This is a genomic window from Jatrophihabitans sp. YIM 134969, assembly GCF_054456675.1.
In genome coordinates this window covers 49297-72635 of record NZ_JBTJEQ010000008.1, presented here as the reverse complement: position 1 = coordinate 72635, position 23339 = coordinate 49297, and the positions used below count along the sequence as shown (strand labels likewise).

Sequence of the window (23339 nt, the reverse complement as noted above, 5' to 3'; positions counted from 1 at the left end):
ACCAAAGCGACACCCCAGCACCGGGTGCCCCCACCAGTCGTCCCGACCGTGTCGCCCACGCGCGGGACCGAGGCCGAGATGACCGTCACCACCGTCACCCCCCGTCGGGTCGTCGACTCCCTGTTCGCCAAGGCGTGGGTCGAGTCCCCCGCGGACAACCGCCACCAGCTCACCCACGCGGTCGACTCCGGCTTCCGCATCGCCCTGTGCGGCATGGGCACCGGTGTCGAGGGCACGGCCTGGCCCGCCGACGCCACGGTCTGGGACTCCCCGCTCGGCCGGTGCCCCGTGTGCGCCCGGGCTGTGTACGGGTCCGGCGACCGCCGCAGCTGAGCCTCCGCTCCTCCTGCTCCTCCCGTCTCACCCCCGCTCCACTCCTTCCTGCTCCCCTCCTCACTGCTCCGACCCCTCCCGTGCGAGGGGACGGCATGCTGTGCTCCAATGGTGTTGACAACGGTTGTCGTTGACATCAAGCAGGAGGTCGCCGTGTCGTCAGGTCGGGTCCGTGCCCTCGTCTCCGTCGCCGCGGCCGCGGTGGTCGCCGCGTCACTCACCGCGTGCTCGTCGGCGACGGCGGACGCCGGTGGCGGCGGCGGGAAGGTGGCGGTGGTGGCCTCGACCGACGTGTGGGGCGACATCGCCTCCCAGATCGGGGGCAGCGAGGTCGACGTCACGTCGATCATCACCAGCCCCGACGCCGACCCGCACTCGTTCGAGGCCAACGCGCAGGTGCAGCTGAAGCTCTCGCGGGCGCGGGTCGTCATCGAGAACGGCGGCGGCTACGACGACTTCGTCGACACCATGCTCAAGACCGTCGGCGGCGACCCGACCGTCGTGAACGCCGTCGACGTGTCGGGCCGGACGGCCCCGGCGGGTGGGGAGCTCAACGAGCACGTCTGGTACGACCTGCCCTCGGTGGTGAAGGTGGCCGGGCGGATCTCCGACGCCCTGGCGGCGGCCGAACCGTCGGCGGCGTCGACGTTCCAGGCCAACGAGCAGGCGTTCGTCGCGAAGGTCGAGGCCCTGGAGCAGCGGGAGGCCGCGATCGCGAAGGGCGCGGCCGGCAAGGGCGCGGCGATCACCGAACCGGTGCCGGTGTACATGCTCGACGCCTGCGGCCTGATCGTGAAGACACCCGCCGAGTTCAGCGAGGCCGTCGAGGAGGGCACCGACGTCCCGCCCGCGGTCTTGGCCGCCACCGAGGCGCAGTTCGCCGACGGCGAGGTGGCCGTGCTGGCCTACAACGAGCAGACCACCGGCGCGGAGACCGAGGCCGTGCTCGCGGCGGCGAAGCGGGGCGGCGTGCCGGTCGTGCCGGTCACCGAGACCCTGCCGGAGGGCAAGGACTACCTCAGCTGGATGAGCGCCAACCTCGACGCCCTGGGCGCGGCGGTGGGCGCATGAGCCCGGCGCTCGAGTTCCGTCAGGGGGCCGCGGGCTTCGGGTCCCGCACGCTCTGGTCGGGGCTGGACCTCGTCGTGCAGCGCGGTGAGTTCGTCGCCGTGCTCGGGGCGAACGGGTCCGGCAAGACCACCCTGCTGCGCACGGTGATCGGCTCGCAGCCGCTGCGGGCGGGGTCCGTGCTCGTCGACGGGAGGTCGGCCCGCGAGGCGCGACACCGGATCGGCTACGTGCCGCAGCACCGCACGTTGCAGCACGCCGCCGACTCCCGCGGGTCGGACCTGGTCGCGCTCGGGGTCGACGGGCACCGGTTCGGACCGCCGTGGCCGTCGGCTGCCCGTCGTCGGGCCGTGCGCGAGGCTCTCGCCGCCGCCGACGTCAGCCCCGAGCTCGCCGGCCGCCGGGTGGGCAACCTGTCCGGCGGCGAGGCGCAGCGGGTCCGGGTCGCCCAGGCCGTGGCGGGCGATCCCGCCCTGCTGCTGTGCGACGAGCCGCTCGCCTCCCTCGACGTCCGACGGCAACGCGACGTCGCGGAGGCCGTCGACCGTCGGCGCCGGGAGGCGGGCACCGCGGTGCTGTTCGTGACCCACGAGATCAACCCCGTGCTGCCGTACGTCGACCGGGTGCTCTACCTCGGGCCGCGCGGTCACCGTATCGGCACCGTCGACGACGTCATGACCTCCGGCTCGCTGTCGGAGCTCTACGGGACACCGGTCGAGGTCATCCGGCGTGGTGACCGCCTGTTCGTCGCCGGCACCGACGTCGCCCCGGCCCCCGACCCGGTCGCGTCGTGAGCGTCTGGGACCGGGTCTTCGTCTTCGACGACTACGGCGCGCTGCTCGTGCTGGTGCGCAACTCGCTGATCGCCGCCGCGGTGCTCGGGGTGGTCGGGGGCGTCATCAGCGTCTTCGTCGTGTACCGCGACCTGCCGTTCGCGGTCCACGGCCTGTCGGAGTTGTCGTTCGCCGGGGCATCGGGGTTCCTGCTGCTCGGCGCCAACGTCGTGGTGGGCTCGCTGCTGGGGTCGCTGATCGCGGCCGTGCTCATCGGGGTGTTCGGCGCGCGGGAGGACCACCGCAACTCGGTGATCGGGGTGCTGATGCCGGCCGGGCTCGGGCTGGGGGTGCTGTTCCTCGCGCTGTACCAGGGACGGTCGGCGAACAAGTTCGGCCTGCTCACCGGCCAGATCGTCGCGGTCGACGCCCCGCAGCTCGCCGCCCTGGTCGTCATCGCCGTGCTGGTCCTCGTCGCGCTCGCCGTGATGTGGCGTCCGTTGCTGTTCGCGAGCCTCGACCCCGAGGTCGCCGCCGCACGCGGGGTGCCGGTGCGGGCCCTGTCGCTGGTCTTCATGCTCGTCCTCGGCGCGGCCGTGGCCGCGGCCGTCCAGGTCGTCGGAGCGTTGCTGGTGCTCTCGGTGATGGTCACGCCCGCCGCCGCCGCGCTCCAGCTGCGGGGTTCACGGGCGCGCACCTTCGCGGTCTCGGTGGGGATCGCCGTGGTCTCGCTGGTCGGGGGCGTCATGCTGGCGGTCGGCGGGTCGTTGCCGATCAGCCCGTACGTCACGACCATCGCGTTCCTGTTCTTCCTCGGGTGCCGGGGTTGGGCGTTCGTCCGCGACCGCCGCGAACGGCGTGGGTCGCGGCGGCCTGCCGCGGTGCGCGCATGATGGTGACGACAGACGGGAGGTGGAGCGGATGAGCGCGACAGCAGCGGCCCACGACCCGTTCCGCGCGCCCGCCGGCCGGGTGCGCAACACGCGGCAGGCCGCCGTGATCGAGGACGTGCTGCGCGAGCAGGACGGCTTCCGCTCGGCCCAGCAACTGCACGCCGCCATCACCACCGCGGGCGGCAAGGTCGGCCTGACGACCGTGTACCGCTACCTCAACACCCTCGCCGACGCCGGTCGCGCCGACGTGGTCCACAACGCCGAGGGCGAGGCGCAGTTCCGCCTGTGCGGTGAGGTCGCGGGGGTCCCGTACGGCGACGCCGGCCACCACCACCACGTCGTGTGCCGGGTCTGCGGCCGCAGCGTCGAGGTGAGCGGGCCCGAGGTGGAGGCGTGGGCGGAGCGGGTCGCCGCCGCGGCGGGCTACACCGAGGTCACCCACACCCTCGAGGTCTTCGGTCTGTGCCCCGAGCACTCACGGCGGCGGGGCGGGTCACCGGACCCGGGCTGAGTTCGCGGTGTCACCCGGCGGCGGGTGGGTAGGCCGACCCTGACGGCTCGAGCCAGGGGTGCGTCCTACCGGAGAGACCTCCACATGACCAATTCCAGCACCGACGTCATCGACATCCTCACGACCGACCACCACGAGGTCCTCGACCTCGTGGGTCAGATCCGGGCGACCGACGACGCCGCCGCCCGCCGCGACATGACCGACACCGTCATCGCCGAACTCATGCGCCACAGCGTCGCGGAGGAGATGTACGTGTACCCGGCGATGCGTGAGCACCTGCCCGACGGCGCGGCCACCGTGCAGCACGACATCGAGGAGCACCAGGAACTCGAGGAGACCATGAAGGCGTTGGAGTCGGCCGACGCCGGCACCGACGAGTTCCTGGCCGGTCTCGACCAGCTCGAGGCCGTGCTCCGCGACCACGTCACCGACGAGGAGACCGAGCAGTTCCCCCTGCTGCGCCAGCAGATCCCGGCCGAGCAGTTGCAGGAGCTGGGACAGAAGGTCGAGACGGCCAAGATGATCGCTCCGACCCGTCCCCACCCCACGGCTCCGCACAGCGAGCTGTTCCACAAGATGATCGGTCCGGGCGTCGGTCTCGTCGACCGGCTCCGGGACACCCTGACCGGGCGGTCGGCCAACACCTGAGCCGGAGCCGCCCGGCAGGATGGGCGCATGACGTTGATCGACGTGTCACGGACCGTTGCACCCGGCATCGCTCTGCCGCCGGGTGCGACCCCGCCGTCGACGAGCGTGGTGGTCGACATCGGCGCGGACTCGCCCTCGCGCGTGACACGGTTGGAGAACTGGACGACGCACCTGCTCACCCACGTCGACGTCCCTCGGCACTTCGCCGTTGACGGCGCCAGTCTCGACGCGATCGCCCTCGACCGCTTCCACGGGGCGGCCACGGTGGTGCAGGTCGACGGCCACGCCGTCATGCCCGAGGACGTGCCGGACGTCCCGCCGGGCCACAACCTGCTGTTCCGCACGGCCAACAGCGGCCGCCCGACCGACGTGTTCCACCCGGACCACGTCTTCGTGCACCCTGCAACGGTTCCGGTCCTGCTCGACCGCCGCCCCAACCTCGTGGGCATCGACTACTTCGGCGTCGACGCGCACGGGGACCCGACGTGCCCGGCGCACCACGCGCTGCTCGGTGCCGGGGTGCTGCTGCTCGAGGGGCTCGATCTCAGCGACGCCCCCGCCGGCGCCTACGAGCTGTGGGCGTTGCCGCTGAAGATCGCGGACGGCGACGGCTCGCCCGTGCGGGCCGTGCTGGTTCCTCAACCGCTCGAGGCGACCCGTCCTTCCTGACCTGCACGACCGCTCCGATCGGAGAACTCCGTGAGCCACCTGACCCGCCCCGCGGCGGTGCTGTTCGACGTCGACGGCACCCTCGTCGACTCCAACTACCTGCACGTCTCGGCCTGGCACCAGGCGTTCCTCGACGTCGGGCGCACCGTGCCGGTGTGGCGGATCCACCGCGCGATCGGGATGGACTCGTCACGCCTGCTGTCGGCCGTGCTCGGGGACGACGCCGACCGGCTCGGGGACGATGCGAAGAGTCAGCACGCCGAGCGGTACGCCGCGCTCGGCCGCTTCCTGCGACCCCTGCCCGGCGCACGGGACCTGGTGTCGTCGCTGTCCGACGCCGGCCTGGCGGTGGTGCTCGCGACGTCCGCGCCGCCGGAGGAACTCGACCGGTTGCGGGAGGTGCTCGACGTCGACGCCGAGCTGACGGCCACGACCGACTCCGACGACGTGGAGACGGCGAAACCCGCGCCCGACGTCGTCGGGGTGGCGTTGGAGCGGGCCGGTGTCGCCGCTGCGGACGCCCTGTTCGTCGGCGACGCCACGTGGGACGCGGAGGCCGCCGGTCAGGCCGGAGTCACCTGCGTCGCGGTACGCAGCGGCGGCACCGGCGACGCCGAGCTGCGCGCCGCCGGGGCGGTCGGGGTGTTCGACGACGCCGCCGCGGTGCTCGCGGCGATCACGGACGACGACGAGAAGTGGCTGACGCTGTAGGGGTTCTCCGGCCGGGACTGGGCACCGTGACGGCATGACCACCCCGCCCGACATCGGCGTCCGTGACGCCGTGATCACGTCGAACACCTACACCACCGTCCGCCGGCGGGAGACCGTCCCGCACGACGTCTTCGCCGCCTACTGGCGCGACGTCCACGGCCCGCTGTGTTCGCGCATCGCGGGCCTGGGCTGGTACGTCCAGCACCACTTCGACCGGGTGCGCGACGCCCACCTCTGGCCCGCGTCGGAGTCCGTCACACCGCTGCCGGGGTACGTCCTCGACGGCGCGGTGGAGATCGGGTTCCTGTCGGCAGCCGACCAGCAGACGTTCGGCGAGGCGAGCAGCCTGCTGTTCGGCGACGAGCGGAACGTCTTCGAGGAGACGGTCGCCTACGACCTGCCCGACGGGTCCCACACGCTCGTCGACCGGCAGGCCGACCCGGTGCCCAACGGCGTCGACCCGTACGACCGGCTGCACGTCCACCTCGGGCGACGCGAGGACGCCGGTGACGCCTTCGACGCGATGGTGACGGCCGTGGCCCGGGCGGCCGTGGCCGACGAGGGTGTGGTCAAGGTGCGGGTGCACCAGCCGTCCCGGTACGACAACGCGCACCCGGCGCCTCCCGCTCCAGACGTGGTCCACGAGGTCGAGCCCGGCCGGACCGCACTCGCGGTGCTGGAGCTGGCGTTCACCGACCCCCTCGCGCGGCGGCGGTTCTTCGCCTCCGACGCGTTCGGCGCCACCCTCGACGCCCAACGCGCCGCAGCCGCGAGCATCACCGCGTTCGCGGTGAGCGGGGTGTTCACCTTCGTCCGCGACGCCCGGCTCACGACGGCGGGTCGGCGCGGCAGTCGGGTGGCCGAGCTCGTCTCCGCGCTCGCCGCGGTCAACCAGGTCGAACCGGACGTCGAGCGCCTGTTCGTCGCCGGAGCCTGAGCGGGGTCGGAGGACCGGCCGGTGACGACCGGTCCCGGCCGGTCAGGACGCGATGTCGACCGCGAGGGCTCCGCCGGGCTCGATCGTCCGCACCTGGACCCGCCGCAGGTCGGGAACGGTCCAGTCCGCCTGCGCCACCACGTCCGCCGGGTACGTGGTCGTCAACGCGACGCAGCGCATGCCCGCGGCGGCCGCGGCCGCGATGCCCGCGGGAGCGTCCTCCACCGCCAGACAGTCCGCGGGGTCGGCGCCGACTGCCGCCGCCGCGGTGAGGAACGGCTCCGGGTCGGGTTTGCCGCGTGCGACGTCGTCCGCGGTGACCAGCACGAGCGGCCTCGGTAGGCCGGCCCGGCGGATGTTGGCCTCGGCGAGAGCGGTGTCGCCGCTGGTGACCACGGCCCAGCGGACCGCCGGGATCGAGGCGAGCAGCGCCCGGGCACCGGGGGTGGGCGCGACCACCAGGTCGTCCGCGGCCTGCCACGCGTTGATGCGTCGCGCCCAGTCCCGACGCTCGTCCGGGGACAGCTGCGGCACCACCGTCGCGAGCGTGACCTGCGCGGGGATCCCGTGGTAGGAGTGGGCGAAACGCTCGAACGGCACGCCGAGTTCGGCTGCCGCCCGGCGCCATGCGGTGTCGACCGCCGCGGTGGTGTCGACGAGCGTGCCGTCGAGGTCGAACAACACCGCCGCCACGGTCAGGGTGTCGGGCCGGGTCACCGCCCCACCCTGTCAGGGCGGCGAGGTCGACGCAGGACCGGGCCGGTCACGTCGAGGAGGGCGACGCGGTGTGTCAGTCGCCCGGGGATCGCGGGTCACGCGACCGCCGGACCGCCGCGCGGTGGGCGCGGACCGCGTCCGCCACGCGAGCGTCGAGCTCCCGCAGTTCCGTCATCCACGCCCCCCGAGCGAGCGCGGCGTCGAACTGGGCCTCGGCGGCCGCCACGGCGGCCGCGGCGTCCTCCACGCCGCGGTCGCCGATCCGGGCGGTGGGTGCCGGCGCGGGGCGCTCCGGTGTCGTCGTCACCGTGGATCACCTCGTCCGGCGAGCTCGCCGGTGGCGGTCAGCCGTTCCGCAACGTCACGCAGCTTCTCGTTCGTGTGCTGGGACGCGGTGATCAGCAGGTCGAACGCCTGCTCGGCGGTGAGCTTGTACCGCTCCATCAGGATGCCCTTGGCCTGCCCGATCGCGTCCCGCGACCGCAGGGCGATCCGCAGGTTGGCGTTCTCGGCGGCCGCCGCGGCGGCGACGGCAGCGTGGGCCGCCAGCAGCGTGCCGGTGTGGACGGAGTCCGCGGTGAACACCGAGCTGCGCGAGGAGTAGATGTTGAGGGCACCGATGGTGTCCGCGGCCGCTCCCGCGGACGTGTACAGCTGGAACGACAGCATCGAGCGCACGCCGGAGCCCGAGACCGCCCTGCTGAACCGGGGCCAGCGTGCGTCCGTGGCCAGGTCGTCCACCCGGACCACCGGCTCCTGGTGGGCCGCCGCCGTGAGGCACGGACCCTCGCCGGTCGCGTACTGCGCGCGGTCGATCTCCCGCACCAGGTCGCTGGAGGCCACGGGTGTGGTGACCGACTTCGGCGTCAGCACGGTGATGCCGGCGTGTTCGGCCCCCTCGATCTCGACCACCGACGCGGCGACCACCCGACGGAGGACGGCGTCGCGGTCCTGCTCGACGGACATCTGTCTCGCCAACGCCGCGAACAGGTCGGCGTCGGGTTCGGTAGCCGGGTCGCGCTGGGTCGCGGACGTCCGTGACGGGTGTTCTCCCGGCGTCAACGCTGCACGGGCTGGCGCATGGGTCAGCTCCTCCGGTGCTGCACCGCCGGCGTCCGGGTCGGGCCGTGCACGATGCGTCCGAAGCCCACAGTCAACACCCGCGAACCCGTGTTTGCTAGCACAGGGAGCGAACTGCCAGGTTCCGTGAAGCGCAGCCGCCTGGAGCGGGGCCGCTCGGCCCGGCGGGCGGGGGTTGCCGGCGGACCCGCACGGAAGGCGGGTCCGCCGGCGCTCGTGGAAACCCCCGTCATCCACGAGCATGGCGCGCAACAACCAGGATGACTGTTGCGCGGAGCAACGTTCAATGTCGGTCGGGCGCCGCCGACCACGTGGACAGCACGGAGAGGAGGAGCACCGGCCGACGGCTGCGGGTGACCGAAGCGGGGGGTGCAAGGAGGAAGGCCCCAGCGGGTTCCGACATCTGACGCTCCGTCACCGCGCCGGACGTCGTCCGGCCCTGTCATGAACGGCTCGTGGTGGAACCGGGTGCACTCGTGGTGTAACCGGTTGCAACGGTACGCCACCACGGGCCGCCCGAGAAGACCCCGATGTGCGCCGTCGTCGAAGACATGCGGAGGTCAGATCCGCCCGTGCCGGCGAGCGCGATCCGCACGCGTGTGTCGGTGGGTTCGAGCGTGAACCGGTCGATCGGGGTTGCACCGTGCAACATTGGTCATTCGCGTCAGAAGCGCGGCCACGGCCCGACTGCGCTACGGTCGGAGATGTCCAAATCCGGGCACCGACCACATGCGACCGCGCGTCGGATCGGAGAACGTGATGACCGCTGACCCGGATCTGGACCACTTCCTCAGTGAACTCGGCGGCCGTCGCCTCCGACTTCTCTCGCTCGCCGAACCCCAGCCGCCGGCCCTGCTCGAGGAACTCACCGAGCTCGGCGAGCAACTCCTCGTCGCCGAGGAGGAGCTCCGCGTGCAGCAGGAGGCGCTCGAGGAGACCCGCCGCAGCTTGCGGCGGATGGCCGAGCAACGCGACGACCTCTGGATGTCGGCGCCGTCGGCGCAGGCGGTCACCGACCGACGTGGTGTCGTCCGAGCGGTCAACCGGGCGGCGGAGGAGCTGCTCGACCACCCGGTGGCCCGGACCACGCCGCGTCCGGTGGCCACCTGGTTCGCCGTCGCGGACCGTCCGGTCGTGAGATCGATGATCACCGCGCTGACCCACGATCGCCCGACCGCTCCCGTCGTCGTCACGTTCCACGCCCCGGGGCCCGCGCCGAGGCGGGTCCAGCTCCTCGCCCGGGCGGTCGACGACGGCGGCCAGATGCTGCTGCACTGGGAGCTCCGCCCGGTCGAGCCGGGCGTCCAGGTCGTCGCGTCCGGGGGAACCGAGGAGGGCGGCGTGTCCGCCGCGGCCATCGCGGCATTCGCCGCCTTCGCGGCCGATCTCGGCGCCCGTGCGGACCCGACGGAGGTGGTGGCCCTCGCCGCCGAGGGCGCGGTCGCCCTGGTGCCCGGCGCGGAGGTGGCAGGCGTGACGGTCGCCGGCAAGGGGGGACGGCTCACGACGCGTGACGGCAGCTCGTCGCAGGTGGCGGTCCTGGACCGTATCCAGTCCGCGTTGGGCGAGGGGCCCGCCCTGGAGTGCGTCGCCACCGACGACGTCGTGCTCGTCAGCGACGTCGCCAGCGAGGCGCGGTGGCCGGCGTTCGCCTCGGCCGCCACGGCCCAGGGGGTGGGCAGCATGCTGGTCGTCCCGATGAGCCGCCGCGGGGGATCGACGACGGTGCTGACCCTGGTCGCGGACCGGCGCGACGCCCTCGGGGTGACCGACGTGGACCGGGCCGCCGCCGTCGGCGTCCACGCGGGCGTCGCGCTGCAACGCACGCTCGTCGAGAACGACCTGCGCGTGGCCGTGGAGTCACGGCAGCTCATCGGTGAAGCGGTCGGGATCCTCGTCGAGCGGCGCCGCATCACCAGCGACGACGCGTTCGCCGTCCTCGTGCGTGCCTCGCAGAACGGCAACCTCAAGCTGCGGGACCTGGCCCGGGTCGTCCTCGAGACCGGTCAGGACCCGGATCAGATCGTCGCTCGGTGACCGACCCGGCCGGAGCTGCGGTCCGGCGCGACGTCGTCGTGGTCGGCGCGTCCGCCGGCGGCGTCGAGGCGCTGGTCGACTTCGTGCGTGCTCTCCCCGCGGACCTGGCGGCCGCGGTCCTGGTGGTCCTGCACGTCCCCGCGCACGGCACCAACGCACTGCCACGGATCCTCGACCGGGCGGGTGCCCTCCCCGCGGTGCTGGCGCAGGACGGTCGACCGCTCGAGCCGGGCACGATCGTCATCGCACCGGCCGACCACCACCTCCTGGTGGTGGAGGGTGACCACGTCCGGCTGACGCGGGGCCCGCGCGAGAACGGTCACCGACCCGCCGTGGACGTGCTGTTCCGGAGCGCCGCCCGCGCCGTCGGGGCGCGGACGGTCGCGGTCGTGCTCTCGGGTGCGCTGGACGACGGCACCGCCGGAGCCGCGGCCGTCGCGCGGGTCGGTGGAGCCGTCCTCGCCCAGGACCCGGCCGACGCGCTCCACCCGAGCATGCCGGCGTCCGTCGTCCACGAGGTGGGCGCGCTGTACCTCGACACCGCGGCGGGTCTCGGCGCCGCGGTCGGCGAGCTGGTCCGGGTCCCGGCCCCGGCGCCGGAACGCGGGCCGACGGGGCTCGACGCGGAGGAGGTCGCGATGGCCGAACTGGACCCGGACGCGATGGCGGCCCACGAGCGTCCCGGCACGCCGGCGGGATTCGGGTGTCCCGACTGCGGCGGGTCGCTGTTCGAGGTGGAGGACCAACCGCTCCGGTACCGCTGCCGGGTGGGGCACGCCTGGTCGTCCGAGGGGTTGCTGGCCGAGCAGTCGCAGGCGCTCGAGACGGCGTTGTGGATGGCGCTGCGGAGTCTCGAGGAGAAGTCCGCCCTGGGCGCCGGCCTCGCCGTCCGGGCGGCCGAACGCGGCAGTCCGCTGACGGCGGAGAGGTACCGCCAGCAGTCGGACGACGCCCGACGCTCGGCCGAGCTCGTCCGCCGACTCCTCGAGGGGCGCATCGGCGACCTCCTGGGCGGTGACCCGGGTCTAGGCTCCGTCATCTCATGACTGAGCGCGAGGACGGTCCGCCGTCGTCGGAGGCCGTCGACCCGGTCGACCCCGACGACGAGACGGCCGCACCCCACGACGAGGCGGGCTTCGAGCGGCTGCTGGAGTTCCTGCGGGACAGCCGCGCGTTCGACTTCACCGGGTACAAACGGCCGAGCCTGGTCCGGCGGGTGCGTCACCGCATGCGCGAGATCGGCGTCGAGTCCTTCGACGAGTACCAGGACCGGCTGCAGTTGAACCCGCCCGAGTTCACGGCGCTGTTCAACACCATCCTCATCAACGTCACGAGCTTCTTCCGTGACGCCGACGCCTGGGACGTCCTCCGCGAGCAGATCGTCCCCGCGATGCTCGAGCAGTCCGAGGGCGCACCGATCCGGGTGTGGAGCGCGGGCTGCTCCGCCGGCCACGAGGCCTACTCGGTGGCGATGGTCCTGCACGAGGCGATGGGCGCGGAGTTCCGCGAGCGCGTCAAGATCTACGCCACGGACGTCGACGAGGACGCCCTGGACTACGCGCGTCGCGCGTCGTACAGCGAACGCGAGCTGCGTGGGCTGCCCGAGAACCTCCGCGACCGGTACTTCGACGCCGTCGGGGACCGGTGGGTGTTCGCGCCCGACCTGCGCCGCAGCGTGATCTTCGGCCGCAACGACCTCACGCGGGACGCGCCGATCTCGCGGATCGACCTGCTCCTGTGCCGCAACACGCTGATGTACCTCAACGCCGAGACCCAGAGCCGGGTGGTGGGTCGGCTGGGCTTCGCCCTGCGTCCGAGCGGGACCCTGTTCCTCGGCAAGGCCGAGATGCTGCTCAACCATGCCTCGGTCTTCGATCCCGTCGACCTGAAGCGGCGGTTCTTCCGCCGGCGCCGTGGCGAGCCGACCCGAGCATCGGCCCCGCCGGTGCCGGACGCTGCGACGGTGCGCGCCCTGCTGGGCGACGACGTCCGACTCCGCAACGAGATCATCCTGACCAACCCGGTCGCGCAGATCGCCGTGACCGACGACGGCCGGCTCGCGATGGTGAACCACCGGGCCAGTTCCATGCTCGGCCTGTCCGATCGCGACATCGGCCGGCCGTTCCAGGACCTCGAGGTCTCCTACCGCCCGGTGGAACTGCGTTCGCAGATCGCGGCCGTGGCCGACAGTCGCACCACGGCGTGGTTGCGGGAGGTCGAGTGGCGGCGCTCGGGCCCGGACCCCGTGTACGTCGACGTCCAGATCGTCCCGCTGGTGAGCCCGACCGGTGACCACCTCGGGGTGTCGGTGAGCTTCACCGACGTCACCCGCTTCCGGCAGTTGCGCGTCGAGGTCGAGGCGACCAACCACCAGCTCGAGTCGGCGTACGAGGAACTGCAGTCGACCAACGAGGAACTCGAGACCACCAACGAGGAACTGCAATCGACGGTCGAGGAACTCGAGACCACGAACGAGGAACTCCAGTCCACCAACGAGGAACTGGAGACGATGAACGAGGAGCTGCAGTCGGCCAACGACGAGCTGCAGACGACGAACGAGCAACTGCGCGACCGCACCGCCGAGATCAGCGATCTCAACGCCTTCATGCAGTCGATCCTCGGCAGCCTCGACGCCGCGGTCATCGTGGTCGACCGTGACCTGGTCGTGCAGGTCTGGACGCCGCGAGCCCACGACCTGTGGGGACTGCGGGCGGACGAGACGATCGGTCAGCACCTGTTGAACCTCGACAGTGGACTGCCGACCACCCCGCTGCACCCGTGGCTGCGGGCGGTGATCGCCGGCGCCGAGTCGTCGGTCACCGGCCGCACGGTGGACGCTGTGAACCGCCGCGGCCGCCCGGTCCGGTTGCGGGTCAACGTGACGGCCCTGCAGACCGACGGCACGACCACGCCGGCCGGTGCCCTGGTCCTCATGGAGGACGTCTCGCGCGACGACGTCGAGGTCGACGATGCGGCCGCAGCGAGCTGACCGCGAGCCCGTGACCCCTGACCGCCTCGACAACGCGACGATCGACGAGCGGGTCGGGGCGGCGCGTCAGCGGGCCGAGGCCGCGGGTCGACGGGCAGCCGAACTCGCGACGAGACGCGCCGAGTTGGCCGCGGGGGCCGTGTCGACGCCGGCCAGCACCGCGGCCGCCCGCCTCGGGCTCAAGGGCGCGACACGGCGGGCGGCGGAGGCGGACGCCGCCGCGGTGGCCGCGGCGGAGAGTGCGCGTCGTCGACGGATCGGTCCGCCAGATCGCGAGACGCCGGGATGAGCCAGGCACGGGACTCGTGGAGTGCACGGTGCAGGGTCCGGGCAGACTCCCGTGCCTGCGCGGCCTGGGCGCGGACCACCGCGGCCACGGCCCGGTTCTGGGCCGACCACCACATCAGCTGAGCTGTCTTCGTCCGCAGCTCGGCCCGCTCCCGCTCGTCGGTCACGTCTGCACCTCGCCAGCGCTCCGTGGACCTCCATCGTGGCAGCCGCGTCGGCGCGGGTCCAGGTCCTACGACGGAGCGGGTCCGGCCGCGCTGTTGTAGCCGAACCCTGCTCCTGTTGTACACACCCTCTCGCGTCTGCGCCCCCTGGGAGCGCACGCTGCACCCATTCGAGAGGTCTGCGGAAGCGTACCCAACTGGTGCGTAGTGCAACGGTTCATGTCGACGGGGTGGCTCGCCGGGACGGTGGGAGGTGGCCACCGGCGGAGCAGAGCTGGAACAGGGCCGTGAAGCGTTGGACCTGCACGGACATGTCGACCATCTCGATGTCAGGCAGGCCAGCCTGGCGCTGCCGTCGCATCGCGTCGACGACGACCCTCCAGCCGCTGCAGTCGACGAAGGTGACGTCGCGCAGGTCGAGGCACAGGGGCTGGCCGGTCTCCATCAGCCCGCGCAGCACGCGGTCGAGTCGCGGCGCTGTGGCCATGTCCAGTTCGCCCGCCACCGACAGCGTGTTGCCGTCGCGACGCACGGTGAGGCCGAGACCCAGCGGGGGGCGGGCGGGGATCGGGTGGACGTCGAGTGGGTGCAACGGGAGCTCCGCCCGTGCGGGGCCGCAGCGTTCCGGCCGGTGGCGGCTCGGGGCGGAACCAGCACGAACGGTACGCGGGGCGCGTGTCACCGCACAACACCCGAACCGGATCGTCAGATGTCGTCCGACACGCGACGTCCTGGCTCGTCGCGGAGAACCTGACTGGGGCTCCGGCCGTGCGCGGCGGTGAAGGTGCGGTGAACCGGCTCGGTCGCGCCCATCCCCAGCGAGCGGCGACGGTGGTGACGGTGGTGCGGTCGCCGTTCTGCGCCGCGACGAGCTCGGAGTGCGCGCGGTCGAGCCTGACCCGGCGCAGGTACTCCGTCGGTGTCGTGTCGAGGTGGCGACGGAACGAGAGCTGGAGCGCGCGGGTGGTCACGTGTGCCGCCCGGGCGATGTCGGCGACGGTGAGGTCCAGATCGGGGTGGGCCTCGATGAACGCGACGGCCCGTCGCAGCGTCGCGGGGTGGGCGTCGTGACGGTCGTCGGCGGTGGGCTCGCGCTCGACGTCGTTGGCGAACGTCGTCAGCGCGGCGGCCGCCAGCAGCCGGGCGGCCGATCCGACGACGAGGGTGGGCAACGGCCCTCCGGCCCCGGTCACCAGGCGGTTGACGGCGTCCCAGGTGCGCTGCCAGGCGGTGCCGGCTCGGGGTGACAGGGGAGTGCGTCCGAGCCGGTGGACGTCCTCGTCCGGCCCGAGTCCCGCGACGTCCCGGAACACCGCGAAGACGTCGCCCTTGCGCCAGCGCAGCTCGTCGCCGTCCACGTGGTGCGAGACGTGACCCGAACGCGTCCGGCCGATCCCCACGACACCCGGGATGTCCCCTCGCAGGTCGACGTCGACGTCGAAGACGCCGCGACCGAACGCGACCGGGCCCGCCACGACGTTCGCGAGGGCGATGCCGGCGGCGCCGTCCCTGGTGTGCACGCGCGTCGCGTAGTGGCGACGCAGCAGCAGTTCGACCGCGTCCCGGCCCGTGGCTCGGGTCCACGTCGACGACCGCGGTGAGCCCCGTCCAGGCTCGGAGACCGGCACGGCCCGGTTCCTCCCCTCAGCTGACCCTCGCCGTGCACCCGCCGCAGCGCGGTGGTGCACCCACCTCCGAGTGTGCCGTCTCCGGGCGGTGCGGTGTCGGACCGCGGTGCGCGACGGCCGCCGCGGTGCACGTCAGGACGCTGGTAGTTGTCCGGTGGCGGCGAGGTGGTCGGCGACGTTGCGCAGCTTGGTGTTGGTGTTCTGCGAGGCGACGATGAGCAGCTGGAACGCGTCCATGTCGCTGATCTTGTGCCGCTCCATGAGGATGCCCTTCGCCCGGCCGATGACGTCCCGGGATTCCAGGGCGACCCGCAGGCTCGACGCGGTGACGCTGGCCTTCATGGCGATGGCGGCGTGGACGGCGAGCAGCATGGCGATGCTCTCGTCCTCGTCGCTGAACGCGTGGGGCTCGGTCGCGTAGATGTCGAGGGCGCCGAGGTTGTCGCCTTCGACGAACAGCTGGACGGCCAGCATCGAACGGATGCCGTCCTCCCGTGCCGCCGCGACGAACCGGGGCCACCGGTCCTCGGTCGCGAAGTCGTCCGAGCGCACCGTGACGTGGTGACGCAACGAGGTGATGCACGGGCCTTCCTGGAGTTCGGATTCCCGTTCGTCGATGCGCCTGACGAGGTCGTTGGTGGCAGCCCGGGTTCGGACGTCGCGGCCCTCGACCAGGCTGATGCACGCGTACTCGGCGCCCCCGATCTCGGCGACGGCGGCGCGGGTGATGCGGTGGAGCAGCGTGTCCATGTCGGGCGCGGACTGCATCTCGCGTGCGAGTGCGCCGAGCTGGCCGGCGAGGCTCGGGGCGATGCCGCCGCCCCTGCTGCCCGTCGCGTGGCGGATGCTGCTGGTCTGGTCGTCGGGCATGTACTCGGGGTCCCTCACACGCGTCCTCGGCCCGTAGGTCCGAGGCGGCCTCTGTCGGCACGTGGTTTGAGCCCGCAGAGACCTCGATCCCGGTCCGCAGCGGGTGCGAACGCCGAGACCGTGACCTGGTCGAGCGTAGCGATCCCGCGGTGTGGGCTCGGCCATCCACGCGCCGGGCGTCGTTCGCGCTGCGCCGGGCGCGGGTCTGACCTACAGTTCCGGTACCGGTCGGCATCTTCGGGGGAAGGCCGAGCGTGGGCGGCGTCTGAGTTCAAGATCGAGCTGGGCGCTCGCCTGAAGACCTCGAGACGAGCCCCGCGTGCCGGGGACCCCGCTCGCCCCACCGTGAATCAGCAGCCGCCGGCCCCTGCGGGCCGCGCTGCCGCCGTATCGGCGCGACCGGAGGGCGGGCCACGGTCACGTGGCGATGGCGACGAGTCCGGCGATGCCAGCGGCGTACAGCAGCAGGACGGTCAGGGAGTCCGGACCCATCCGGGCGATCGTGCGTCGTGGTCGGAAGAGCAGGCCGAAGACGTAGACGACGGTGAGCAGGATGCCGAGGCCTGTGAGGTAGATGTCGGTGTCCTGCGCTTGCGGCAGCGCGGGCTGTCCGGAGATGAGGGTCGCGACCAGGAACAGCACCGGCAGGAACGCGTTGCCGCCGAAGATGTCGCTCATCGCCAACTTCGTGTCGACGAGACGCACGCTGGTGATGCCGGTCGACAACTCCGGTAGCGAGGTGGCGGCTGCGAGCACCGTTGCACCGAACAACACACCGGTCAGGCCGATGTGGTCAGCGAGAGCGTCGCCGCTCTGCTCCAGGAAGTAGCCGGCGGCCAGGGTGGCGAGCGCGGCAACGGAGAACACGGTGGCGGCGCAGGCCGTCGAGATCTGCTTCGTGGTGGCCTGCTGGTTCTTCTGGGTCTTGGCGTGTCCCCGCGGCGCGGCCTGGTTGTCGGGCGCCTCGCCGGAGTCGCGCCAGGGCAGTCGCCCACGTGCCTTGCTGAGCAGCACGATGCCGACCAGCCACAGGACCGCGATGAGGATGGACGCGGGCGCGACGCGGCCGACGTGCAGCGTCGACGGGAGCTGACTGCCCATCACCGCGACCGTCAGCACGGCGATCACCAGCCCGGCCTCCAACACGAGGCTGAGGCTGGCAGCCTGGTAGGTCAACGGCGCCCGCCGCTTCCCGCCGAAGGCGTCGAGCGCCACCAGCACGACGGTCTGCAACGCGATCCCACCGAGGATGTTGCCGATGGCCACCCCGATGTCTCCCGATGCCGCCGCGGTGACGGTGATGGCGATCTCCGGCAGGTTGGTGGCGATCGCGAGCAGGACCACGCCACCCAGGGCGGAGCCGAGGTGGAGCCGGTCGTCGAGGACGTCGGTGGTGTTCGACAGGTGGATGCCGGCGATCCAGATGACACCGGCGCAACCGACGAAGACGAGGACCAACAGGGGAACGGCGAGGGATGACACGGGACGGACTCCGTGGCCTGCCGACAGACGCACGCGGGGTTGGCTGTGCAGGGGCAGACGTGGCGGGCCTACCCAGTTCGCGAGGTCTCTCGTCCAGGTGTCGGTGCGAGCAAGCCGACAACCCGCCGGCGGGCCGGTCGAGACCGGTATGCGACACGTGCTGCGCCACCCGCGTCCCTCGTGGCGAGTGGATCAACGGCCTCAGAGCCGAGACCCGCGGAAACACGGATCCCATGGCATGACCCGGACGGAACAAGCGACGGCAATCGAACCCGCATGTCCAGATCGGGAACACGAGACGCGGCCCCGACCGCACCTCCGCCGGGTAGGCGACTCCCCTGATGTCTCCCTGCAAGCGGCCGACCGCGGTTACCCGGTCGGTTGCAACACACTCGGGCAGTCCGTGCCGGTCCCGGCAGACACCGGAAGCTCGACCGATCTCGCGGATGCCGCCGCCGCCGCGGCAACGATGCACGTCGACTCCTCGACCGGCGCCGAACGGTGGGCAGCAGCCGCAGCTCTCGCACGGACGGGACACGTCCTGATCGACACCGCAGCGGGCGGCGAGCAGGAGTCGCCGCAGGCGAGCGTCCCGAGTTCTCGTCGTGGGGCCGAATCAGTCGGGCTGGCCATGTCGCCCGGCCGAGGGCGCGTCATCGGCGAGAGCGGCGAGCAGGGTCAGCACGTCGTCGCGGGCGTGCGCAACGAACTCGGCGTCCCGGTCAGCTTGCTCACGCGCCGACGCATCGCCGTCCCGACCGGTGAACAACGGAACCGACGAATCATCCACCCACACATCCGCTCCGTGACGGCGCCATGGTCCGCCGGTCGCCGCAACGGCTCGTGCCCGGATCCAGTCGATGTCGTCCATCACGCCAGCATGGCAGCGGCGTCCTGACCAACAGCGGGGGCGGTTGCGGGAGGAGCGCTCGATCGACGTCGGCGTGAAATCCTCACTCCTGACAACAGGTTCACGACACGGAACCACGCCCGTCCTGTCGAGAAGGCGTTCCCGGTTGCTGGACACGGTTGCATCGCGCGACAGACACGTGCCTTGGACTGAGCCAGTGCCTGAGAGACGGCGAGGTCATGACAACGCTGATCGCGGCCGGTGGCCCCGGAACAGTCCAGGCTGGGTCGTGGTGGGCCGACCTTCCTCGTCGGCGGGCGGTGACGCGGGCACCGGCCGCCCGTTTCGACCCGATCACCCGACCGCGGGCGATTCCGGCAACCGGCTCAGGCCAAGCCGAGCTGCTTCATGATCCCGAGTTCGTCCGAGCTGCCCCACCGCTCGATCAGTTTCCCGTCGGAGATCCGGCTGATCTGCACACCGCGCACGGAGATGGTCTTGCCGGTGGCGTCGTGGCCTTGGAAGGGTCCGTTGTTGGTGCCGCTCAGGGTGTACGCGAACGCGACCTGGTCGTCGTCGGCCACCAACGTCTCCACGTCGATGTGCAGATCCGGGAACGCGGTTCGCATCTCGCCGAAGAACGCCTGGTATCCGGCAGGTCCGGGCACCTGACCCGGCGCGGGGTCGTGGTCGTGGCTGTCCGCGGCGACCAATGCGTCGAGAGCCGCAAGGTCCCCGCTGTTGACGGCTTCGCCGAAGGCTTCCTGGCTGGCGATGTTGCTCTTCTTGTCGAACACGGTGTTCGTGATCCTCCTGGCTGGGTGGGGTGCCATCGAGGGCGGTCAGACTCCTGTCCGGATGCCCTCGGCGGACGTGCTCTGATGGCATACCCGCGACGAGCGGGCCAGGTGCGGCCGGCATGTGCCAGTTCTCCGTTGAACCAAAGTGTCCACGTCGCTGGTGACCACTTGTCCGCGACCTACCATCCAGCAAATTGCTGCTGTGTGCAGCGTTCATGATCGACTTCGGGATGCGTTCAGGGGTGCGGATCCGCTAGACATGCGCGATGACGAACGTCGGGCTGCTGAGCAGCTGGGTGACGTGGAGTCCACTGGAGCGGGCCTCGGTGCGCGACGTCTACCTTCACGATCGCGGCATCGCGGACACGGCTCATCGTCACCGTGTCCGCGTGCTCGACGTGTCGCGGGCGTTGCATTCGGCGTACCGGCGGGTCGCAGCGCTCGTGTTGGAACCCGAAGTCGACGGCCCACCCGCCGCCGTGCCGTGGAGGCCGGCCACGGCGGTGCGTTCGCTGGCGAAGCTGCCCACCGCGACATGGAGGTGGAACACAGCCGACGAGCGGATGGTCTGGTCCGACGGCATGTACGAGATGTACGGCTACCCGATCGGCGCCGTGCCGGCGACGATCGGCCTGCACCAGGCGCACAAGCACGCGGACGACCGCGCCGCGGTCGAGCGCCTCGTCATGATCGGAGCCACCCAGAGCGGAGCGGTGGTGTTCCCACAGCGCATCCTGCGCACCGACGGTTCGGTGTGTCGTGTCGTGATGCGGGTGACCGGGCAACGCGGACCTGGCGAAGTGCTCACCGGACATGTCGTCGTGGACACCACGGTAGGGTGACGCGCACGGCGCCACTGCCTGACTCCGGCGCTGAAGGTGCCGAGCTGTCGAACGTCAGCCACCGCCGAGCGATCCGACCGCCCGGGCGATCACCAGCAGGGATGTGAGGAGCGCCGCGCTGGCCTCCAGGCCCATGAGCATCTTCGCGCGGGTGGTCAGCGGCATGGTGTCGGTGGGGCTGAAGGCACTGCTGTTGGTGAGTGACAGGTAGAGGAAGTCGACGAAGGTGGGGATCCAGCCGGCCCGGACGCTGGAACTGGCGGCCACCTCGGTCACGGTGTCGGCGTTCTCGTCCTGGGAGAACCGCCAGTCTGCCGGCGGCAGTCGATCGCGTCGTACCTCCCGTCGGCTCACCGGGCCGCCGCGGTCCAGTTCCCAGAACAGCAAGGCGAAGCCGATCACGTTGGTCACCCACACCTGCATCGCGGCCACCAGCAGGGAGCCACCGGGGGTGTGCGGACTGGTCACCGCCGCGACCAGCAGGCCCAGTGCGATCAGGTTGGCCACGATGACCACGGCGGACAACACCACCGACGCCGTTCGTGACCATCGTGTCTCCCGCACCAACCGGCGCGGGTTGGTCACCACCAACGTCACCAACAGCGCAGCCTCGAGCAGGGGAATGACGATGCGGGGCGCGAACAGCAACGAGTCCGGCAAGGTCGTGTAGGCGACGCCGGCGACCACGACCGCCATGACGGGCGGCCACCGGTTCTCACCGTCAGACACCCGCCGGTGGGACAACTCCTCGTCGAGACCGTGCGGCGCGTTCACGGGCTGAGTGATCGCGGGATCACGCGCGACGCTCCTCGGTCCGCGCGGTACGCGCTCGGAGACGAGCCAGTCGCCCCGTGCCGGCACCGGCCAGGAACGCGACTCCCGCCACCAGAGCGAGCAGTGCGGGGCCCGTCGGAGCGGTGTCGTTTGCGGACGGGGGCGGGGAGGCCGCCGGTTCCACAGGAGACACGGGATCGGTTGGATCGGCGCTGGACGACGGCGTCTCCAGCTGTTCGGCCGCTGCAGCTCGCCGGGCAGCGGTCCGCACGTACTGGGCCTTCAGTTCCGGGTCGCTCACCGCGGTGCGCCGGCGCAACGCTTCCTGGGCGGCTTCGTGGCGGCCGAACCCGGAATCACCGGCCGGCCCGGCAAGGACAGAGGTGACCGCCTCGTACGCGGTCTTCCAGCGGTCCCAGCCGTGGTCGTCGTCCGGTCCGCGGGGGGCGGTGAACCACCGGTGCACGTCGTCGGTGGCGTCGGGGTCCGGGGCGACCTCCAGCAGCTAATGGCGGGCGGCGTCGACCTGCCGCCAGAGGTGCCGGCCGTAGTCGGCGGCCTGCCGCAGAACTTCGTCGAGGTCGTGGGCCTGTTGGTTGGCGTCGTCGAGACTGAGTTGTCCCTCGAGTCGGGGACGCTGCGGATCCAGGAGGATCGGCATCGGGATCTGTTCCACAGTTGCTCCTGTCAGTGTTTCCCGAGGGCCGCGATGCGGTCGGCGGCGCGGGCGGCGAGGGCCATGATCGTGAGGCCGGGGTTGGCGGCGCCCTGCGTGGGCAATGTCGATCCGTCGGTGACGAAGACGTTGGGCATCCCGAAGACCTTGTGGTCGGTGTCGACCACGCCGTCTTCGGCGCGAGCTGCCAGGCGGGCGCCGCCGACCAGGTGGGCGAACCGTTGGATCGTCATGAGTTCCTCGGCGCCGGCCGCGTGCAGGATCGATTCCATGCTGGCGGTGGCGGCGGCGATCAGGGCCTTGTCGTTGTCACCGAGGTGGTGGTCGAAGCGGGCGACCGGCAGGCCGTGCCGATCCTGTTCGTCGGCCAGGGTCACCCGGTTGTCGGCCTGGGGCAGCAGTTCGGCCAGCGCGCCGATCGATGCCCAGTGCACGAAGTCGCGCATGTACTCGCGTAGCGGCGCCCCCCAGTGACCCTGCGCGGTGACGTGTTCGGACCAGGTGATCGGCAGCGGGCCGACCGTCTGCAACGACCAGCCACGCTTGTAGGGCTTGGTGGGATCGGTCTCGTAGAAGTGCTCGCTGCTGGCTTCGGGTACCTGTGCCTTGTGCATGCGGACCTCGGCGGCAAACCGGCCGGCGGTCTGCGGCGCGCCCTGCACCATGAGGTAGCGGCCGACCTGGTCGTGGTCGTTCCCGAGTCCGTCCGGGTGGGCTGTCGTTGCAGAGAGCAACAGCAGGCGTGGTGTCTCGAGGCTGTAGCCGGCCACGGCGACCGCTCGGGCGCGTTGGAAGCGTTCGACCCCGTCGCGCAGGTAGGTGACGCCGGTGGCGCGGCCGGTGCGGTCGTCGACGACGATGCGGCTGACGTGGCTGTGAGCCCGGATCTCGGCGCCGTGGGTGAGGGCGTCGGGGATGTGGGTGATCAGCGGGCTGGCCTTGGCGTTGACCTTGCAGCCCTGCTGACAGAAGCCGCGGTAGATGCAGTGCGGCCGGTTGCCGAAGCGGCCGTTGGCGATGGCCACCGGCCCGACCCGGGCGGGCACACCGGCCGCCTCACATCCGGCGAGGAAGATCGAGCCGTTGCCACCGACCGGGTGGGCGTGGTGGGCGTAGGTGTGGGGATCGCCCCACGGCCAGTCCTGACCGGACACCGGCAGTTCGGCCTCGACCTGCTCGTAGTAGGGCTTGAGGTCGGCGTAGGAGATCGGCCAGTCGACGCCCACGCCGTCGAGGGTGTGGGTGCGGAAGTCCGACGGGTGTAACCGCGGGACGAAACCCGAGTAGTGGATCAACGAGCCGCCGACGCCGCGGCCGGAGTTGTTCGAGCCCAGCGGCACCGGGTCGGTCCCGCCGATCACGCGTGGTTCGGTCCAGTACAGCGAGTGCGCACCACGTTCGTCACTGACCCAGTCGGCATCGGGGTCCCAGAAAGGCCCCGCGTCGAACGTGACGATCTGCCACCCCCGCCGGGCCAGGCGTTGGGTGAGCACGCTGCCGCCCGCGCCGGCGCCCACCACCACGAGGTCGACCTCGTCGGTGTCGGCGTAGCGGCGCATGTCGCGCCGCAGCTGGTGGTTCGTGCGCGAACCGTCGTCC

25 protein-coding genes and 1 pseudogene are annotated in these 23339 nt (G+C 71.8%); 14 read left to right on the top strand and 12 right to left on the bottom strand.

Annotation, left to right across the window (positions count from 1 at the left end):
* The first annotated feature begins 78 nt into the window (after window positions 1-78).
* The 9 genes from ACXR2U_RS06505 to ACXR2U_RS06465 all read left to right on the top strand — a co-directional run bounded on the left by ACXR2U_RS06505 (window position 79) and on the right by ACXR2U_RS06465 (window position 6543).
* Window positions 79-333, top strand: a complete 255-nt coding sequence (locus ACXR2U_RS06505; RefSeq protein ID WP_458824135.1) for a hypothetical protein — start codon at window positions 79-81, stop codon at window positions 331-333.
* Window positions 334-486: 153 nt separating this feature from the next.
* Window positions 487-1404, top strand: coding sequence for a metal ABC transporter solute-binding protein, Zn/Mn family (locus ACXR2U_RS06500; protein ID WP_458824134.1), 918 nt, complete (start codon window positions 487-489; stop codon window positions 1402-1404).
* Entirely contained in the window at window positions 1401-2195 is a 795-nt protein-coding gene (locus tag ACXR2U_RS06495) for a metal ABC transporter ATP-binding protein (protein WP_458824133.1), read from the top strand. The genes ACXR2U_RS06500 and ACXR2U_RS06495 overlap by 4 nt, the downstream gene beginning before the upstream one ends.
* Complete coding sequence (locus ACXR2U_RS06490; protein ID WP_458824132.1) at window positions 2192-3067, top strand: metal ABC transporter permease; 876 nt, start codon at window positions 2192-2194, stop codon at window positions 3065-3067. The genes ACXR2U_RS06495 and ACXR2U_RS06490 overlap by 4 nt, the downstream gene beginning before the upstream one ends.
* A gap of 28 nt (window positions 3068-3095) precedes the next feature.
* Window positions 3096-3578, top strand: a complete 483-nt coding sequence (locus ACXR2U_RS06485; RefSeq protein WP_458824131.1) for a Fur family transcriptional regulator — start codon at window positions 3096-3098, stop codon at window positions 3576-3578.
* A gap of 84 nt (window positions 3579-3662) precedes the next feature.
* Window positions 3663-4226: a hemerythrin domain-containing protein gene (locus ACXR2U_RS06480; RefSeq protein ID WP_458824130.1), complete on the top strand. Its 564-nt coding sequence runs from the start codon at window positions 3663-3665 to the stop codon at window positions 4224-4226.
* Between the two features lie 27 nt (window positions 4227-4253).
* Window positions 4254-4895 carry a cyclase family protein gene (locus tag ACXR2U_RS06475; protein ID WP_458824129.1) on the top strand — a complete coding sequence of 214 codons (642 nt, stop codon included), beginning with the start codon at window positions 4254-4256 and terminating at the stop codon, window positions 4893-4895.
* Window positions 4896-4925: 30 nt separating this feature from the next.
* Window positions 4926-5606 carry an HAD family hydrolase gene (locus ACXR2U_RS06470; RefSeq protein WP_458824128.1) on the top strand — a complete coding sequence of 227 codons (681 nt, stop codon included), beginning with the start codon at window positions 4926-4928 and terminating at the stop codon, window positions 5604-5606.
* 34 nt (window positions 5607-5640) lie between these two features.
* Window positions 5641-6543 carry a hypothetical protein gene (locus ACXR2U_RS06465; RefSeq protein ID WP_458824127.1) on the top strand — a complete coding sequence of 301 codons (903 nt, stop codon included), beginning with the start codon at window positions 5641-5643 and terminating at the stop codon, window positions 6541-6543.
* Between the two features lie 42 nt (window positions 6544-6585).
* Here the strand turns inward: ACXR2U_RS06465 and ACXR2U_RS06460 are convergent, their stop codons facing one another.
* The 3 genes from ACXR2U_RS06460 to ACXR2U_RS06450 form a co-directional block, all read right to left on the bottom strand.
* A complete protein-coding gene (locus tag ACXR2U_RS06460; protein ID WP_458824126.1) occupies window positions 6586-7260 on the bottom strand; it encodes an HAD-IA family hydrolase in 675 nt (224 codons plus the stop codon).
* A gap of 73 nt (window positions 7261-7333) precedes the next feature.
* Window positions 7334-7567 carry a hypothetical protein gene (locus tag ACXR2U_RS06455; protein WP_458824125.1) on the bottom strand — a complete coding sequence of 78 codons (234 nt, stop codon included), beginning with the start codon at window positions 7565-7567 and terminating at the stop codon, window positions 7334-7336.
* A complete protein-coding gene (locus tag ACXR2U_RS06450; RefSeq protein WP_458824124.1) occupies window positions 7564-8226 on the bottom strand; it encodes a GAF and ANTAR domain-containing protein in 663 nt (220 codons plus the stop codon). The genes ACXR2U_RS06455 and ACXR2U_RS06450 overlap by 4 nt, the downstream gene beginning before the upstream one ends.
* Window positions 8227-9099: 873 nt before the next feature.
* On the opposite strand from ACXR2U_RS06450, the gene ACXR2U_RS06445 reads away from it, so the two are divergent.
* Genes ACXR2U_RS06445 through ACXR2U_RS06430 form a run of 4 tightly spaced genes read left to right on the top strand, consistent with a single transcriptional unit; the run spans window position 9100 to window position 13655 of the window.
* Window positions 9100-10377: a GAF and ANTAR domain-containing protein gene (locus ACXR2U_RS06445; protein ID WP_458824123.1), complete on the top strand. Its 1278-nt coding sequence runs from the start codon at window positions 9100-9102 to the stop codon at window positions 10375-10377.
* Entirely contained in the window at window positions 10374-11423 is a 1050-nt protein-coding gene (locus ACXR2U_RS06440) for a chemotaxis protein CheB (RefSeq protein ID WP_458824122.1), read from the top strand. The genes ACXR2U_RS06445 and ACXR2U_RS06440 overlap by 4 nt, the downstream gene beginning before the upstream one ends.
* On the top strand, window positions 11420-13366 hold the full coding sequence (locus tag ACXR2U_RS06435; RefSeq protein WP_458824121.1) for a CheR family methyltransferase: 1947 nt from the start codon (window positions 11420-11422) through the stop codon (window positions 13364-13366). The genes ACXR2U_RS06440 and ACXR2U_RS06435 overlap by 4 nt, the downstream gene beginning before the upstream one ends.
* Before the next feature lie 10 nt (window positions 13367-13376).
* Window positions 13377-13655 (top strand): hypothetical protein, encoded by a 279-nt coding sequence (locus tag ACXR2U_RS06430; RefSeq protein WP_458824120.1) that lies wholly within the window; start codon window positions 13377-13379, stop codon window positions 13653-13655.
* 380 nt (window positions 13656-14035) lie between these two features.
* Here ACXR2U_RS06430 and ACXR2U_RS06425 read toward each other — a convergent pair whose 3' ends face one another.
* The 6 genes and pseudogenes from ACXR2U_RS06425 to ACXR2U_RS06400 all read right to left on the bottom strand — a co-directional run bounded on the left by ACXR2U_RS06425 (window position 14036) and on the right by ACXR2U_RS06400 (window position 19445).
* On the bottom strand, window positions 14036-14410 hold the full coding sequence (locus tag ACXR2U_RS06425; RefSeq protein WP_458824119.1) for an STAS domain-containing protein: 375 nt from the start codon (window positions 14408-14410) through the stop codon (window positions 14036-14038).
* A 256-nt stretch (window positions 14411-14666) separates the two neighbouring features.
* Window positions 14667-14789: pseudogene (locus tag ACXR2U_RS06420) on the bottom strand (helix-turn-helix transcriptional regulator); the annotation flags it as partial.
* Between the two features lie 789 nt (window positions 14790-15578).
* Window positions 15579-16316, bottom strand: coding sequence for a GAF and ANTAR domain-containing protein (locus tag ACXR2U_RS06415; RefSeq protein ID WP_458824118.1), 738 nt, complete (start codon window positions 16314-16316; stop codon window positions 15579-15581).
* A 417-nt stretch (window positions 16317-16733) separates the two neighbouring features.
* Window positions 16734-17798 carry a sodium:calcium antiporter gene (locus tag ACXR2U_RS06410; RefSeq protein ID WP_458824116.1) on the bottom strand — a complete coding sequence of 355 codons (1065 nt, stop codon included), beginning with the start codon at window positions 17796-17798 and terminating at the stop codon, window positions 16734-16736.
* Between the two features lie 616 nt (window positions 17799-18414).
* Window positions 18415-18669: a hypothetical protein gene (locus ACXR2U_RS06405; RefSeq protein WP_458824115.1), complete on the bottom strand. Its 255-nt coding sequence runs from the start codon at window positions 18667-18669 to the stop codon at window positions 18415-18417.
* A gap of 365 nt (window positions 18670-19034) precedes the next feature.
* On the bottom strand, window positions 19035-19445 hold the full coding sequence (locus ACXR2U_RS06400; protein WP_458824114.1) for an ester cyclase: 411 nt from the start codon (window positions 19443-19445) through the stop codon (window positions 19035-19037).
* A 329-nt stretch (window positions 19446-19774) separates the two neighbouring features.
* Here ACXR2U_RS06400 and ACXR2U_RS06395 point away from each other — a divergent pair, with 329 nt between their 5' ends.
* On the top strand, window positions 19775-20290 hold the full coding sequence (locus ACXR2U_RS06395) for a PAS domain-containing protein (RefSeq protein ID WP_458824113.1): 516 nt from the start codon (window positions 19775-19777) through the stop codon (window positions 20288-20290).
* Between the two features lie 54 nt (window positions 20291-20344).
* Here the strand turns inward: ACXR2U_RS06395 and ACXR2U_RS06390 are convergent, their stop codons facing one another.
* The 3 genes from ACXR2U_RS06390 to ACXR2U_RS06380 all read right to left on the bottom strand — a co-directional run bounded on the left by ACXR2U_RS06390 (window position 20345) and on the right by ACXR2U_RS06380 (window position 23299).
* Window positions 20345-20986, bottom strand: coding sequence for a hypothetical protein (locus ACXR2U_RS06390; RefSeq protein WP_458824193.1), 642 nt, complete (start codon window positions 20984-20986; stop codon window positions 20345-20347).
* Window positions 20987-21569: 583 nt separating this feature from the next.
* The gene (locus ACXR2U_RS06385) at window positions 21570-21725 is read right to left on the bottom strand and encodes a hypothetical protein (RefSeq protein WP_458824112.1); all 156 of its coding nucleotides are present in this window, start codon (window positions 21723-21725) and stop codon (window positions 21570-21572) included.
* 26 nt (window positions 21726-21751) lie between these two features.
* Entirely contained in the window at window positions 21752-23299 is a 1548-nt protein-coding gene (locus ACXR2U_RS06380) for a GMC family oxidoreductase (RefSeq protein WP_458824192.1), read from the bottom strand.
* Window positions 23300-23339 lie beyond the last annotated feature (40 nt).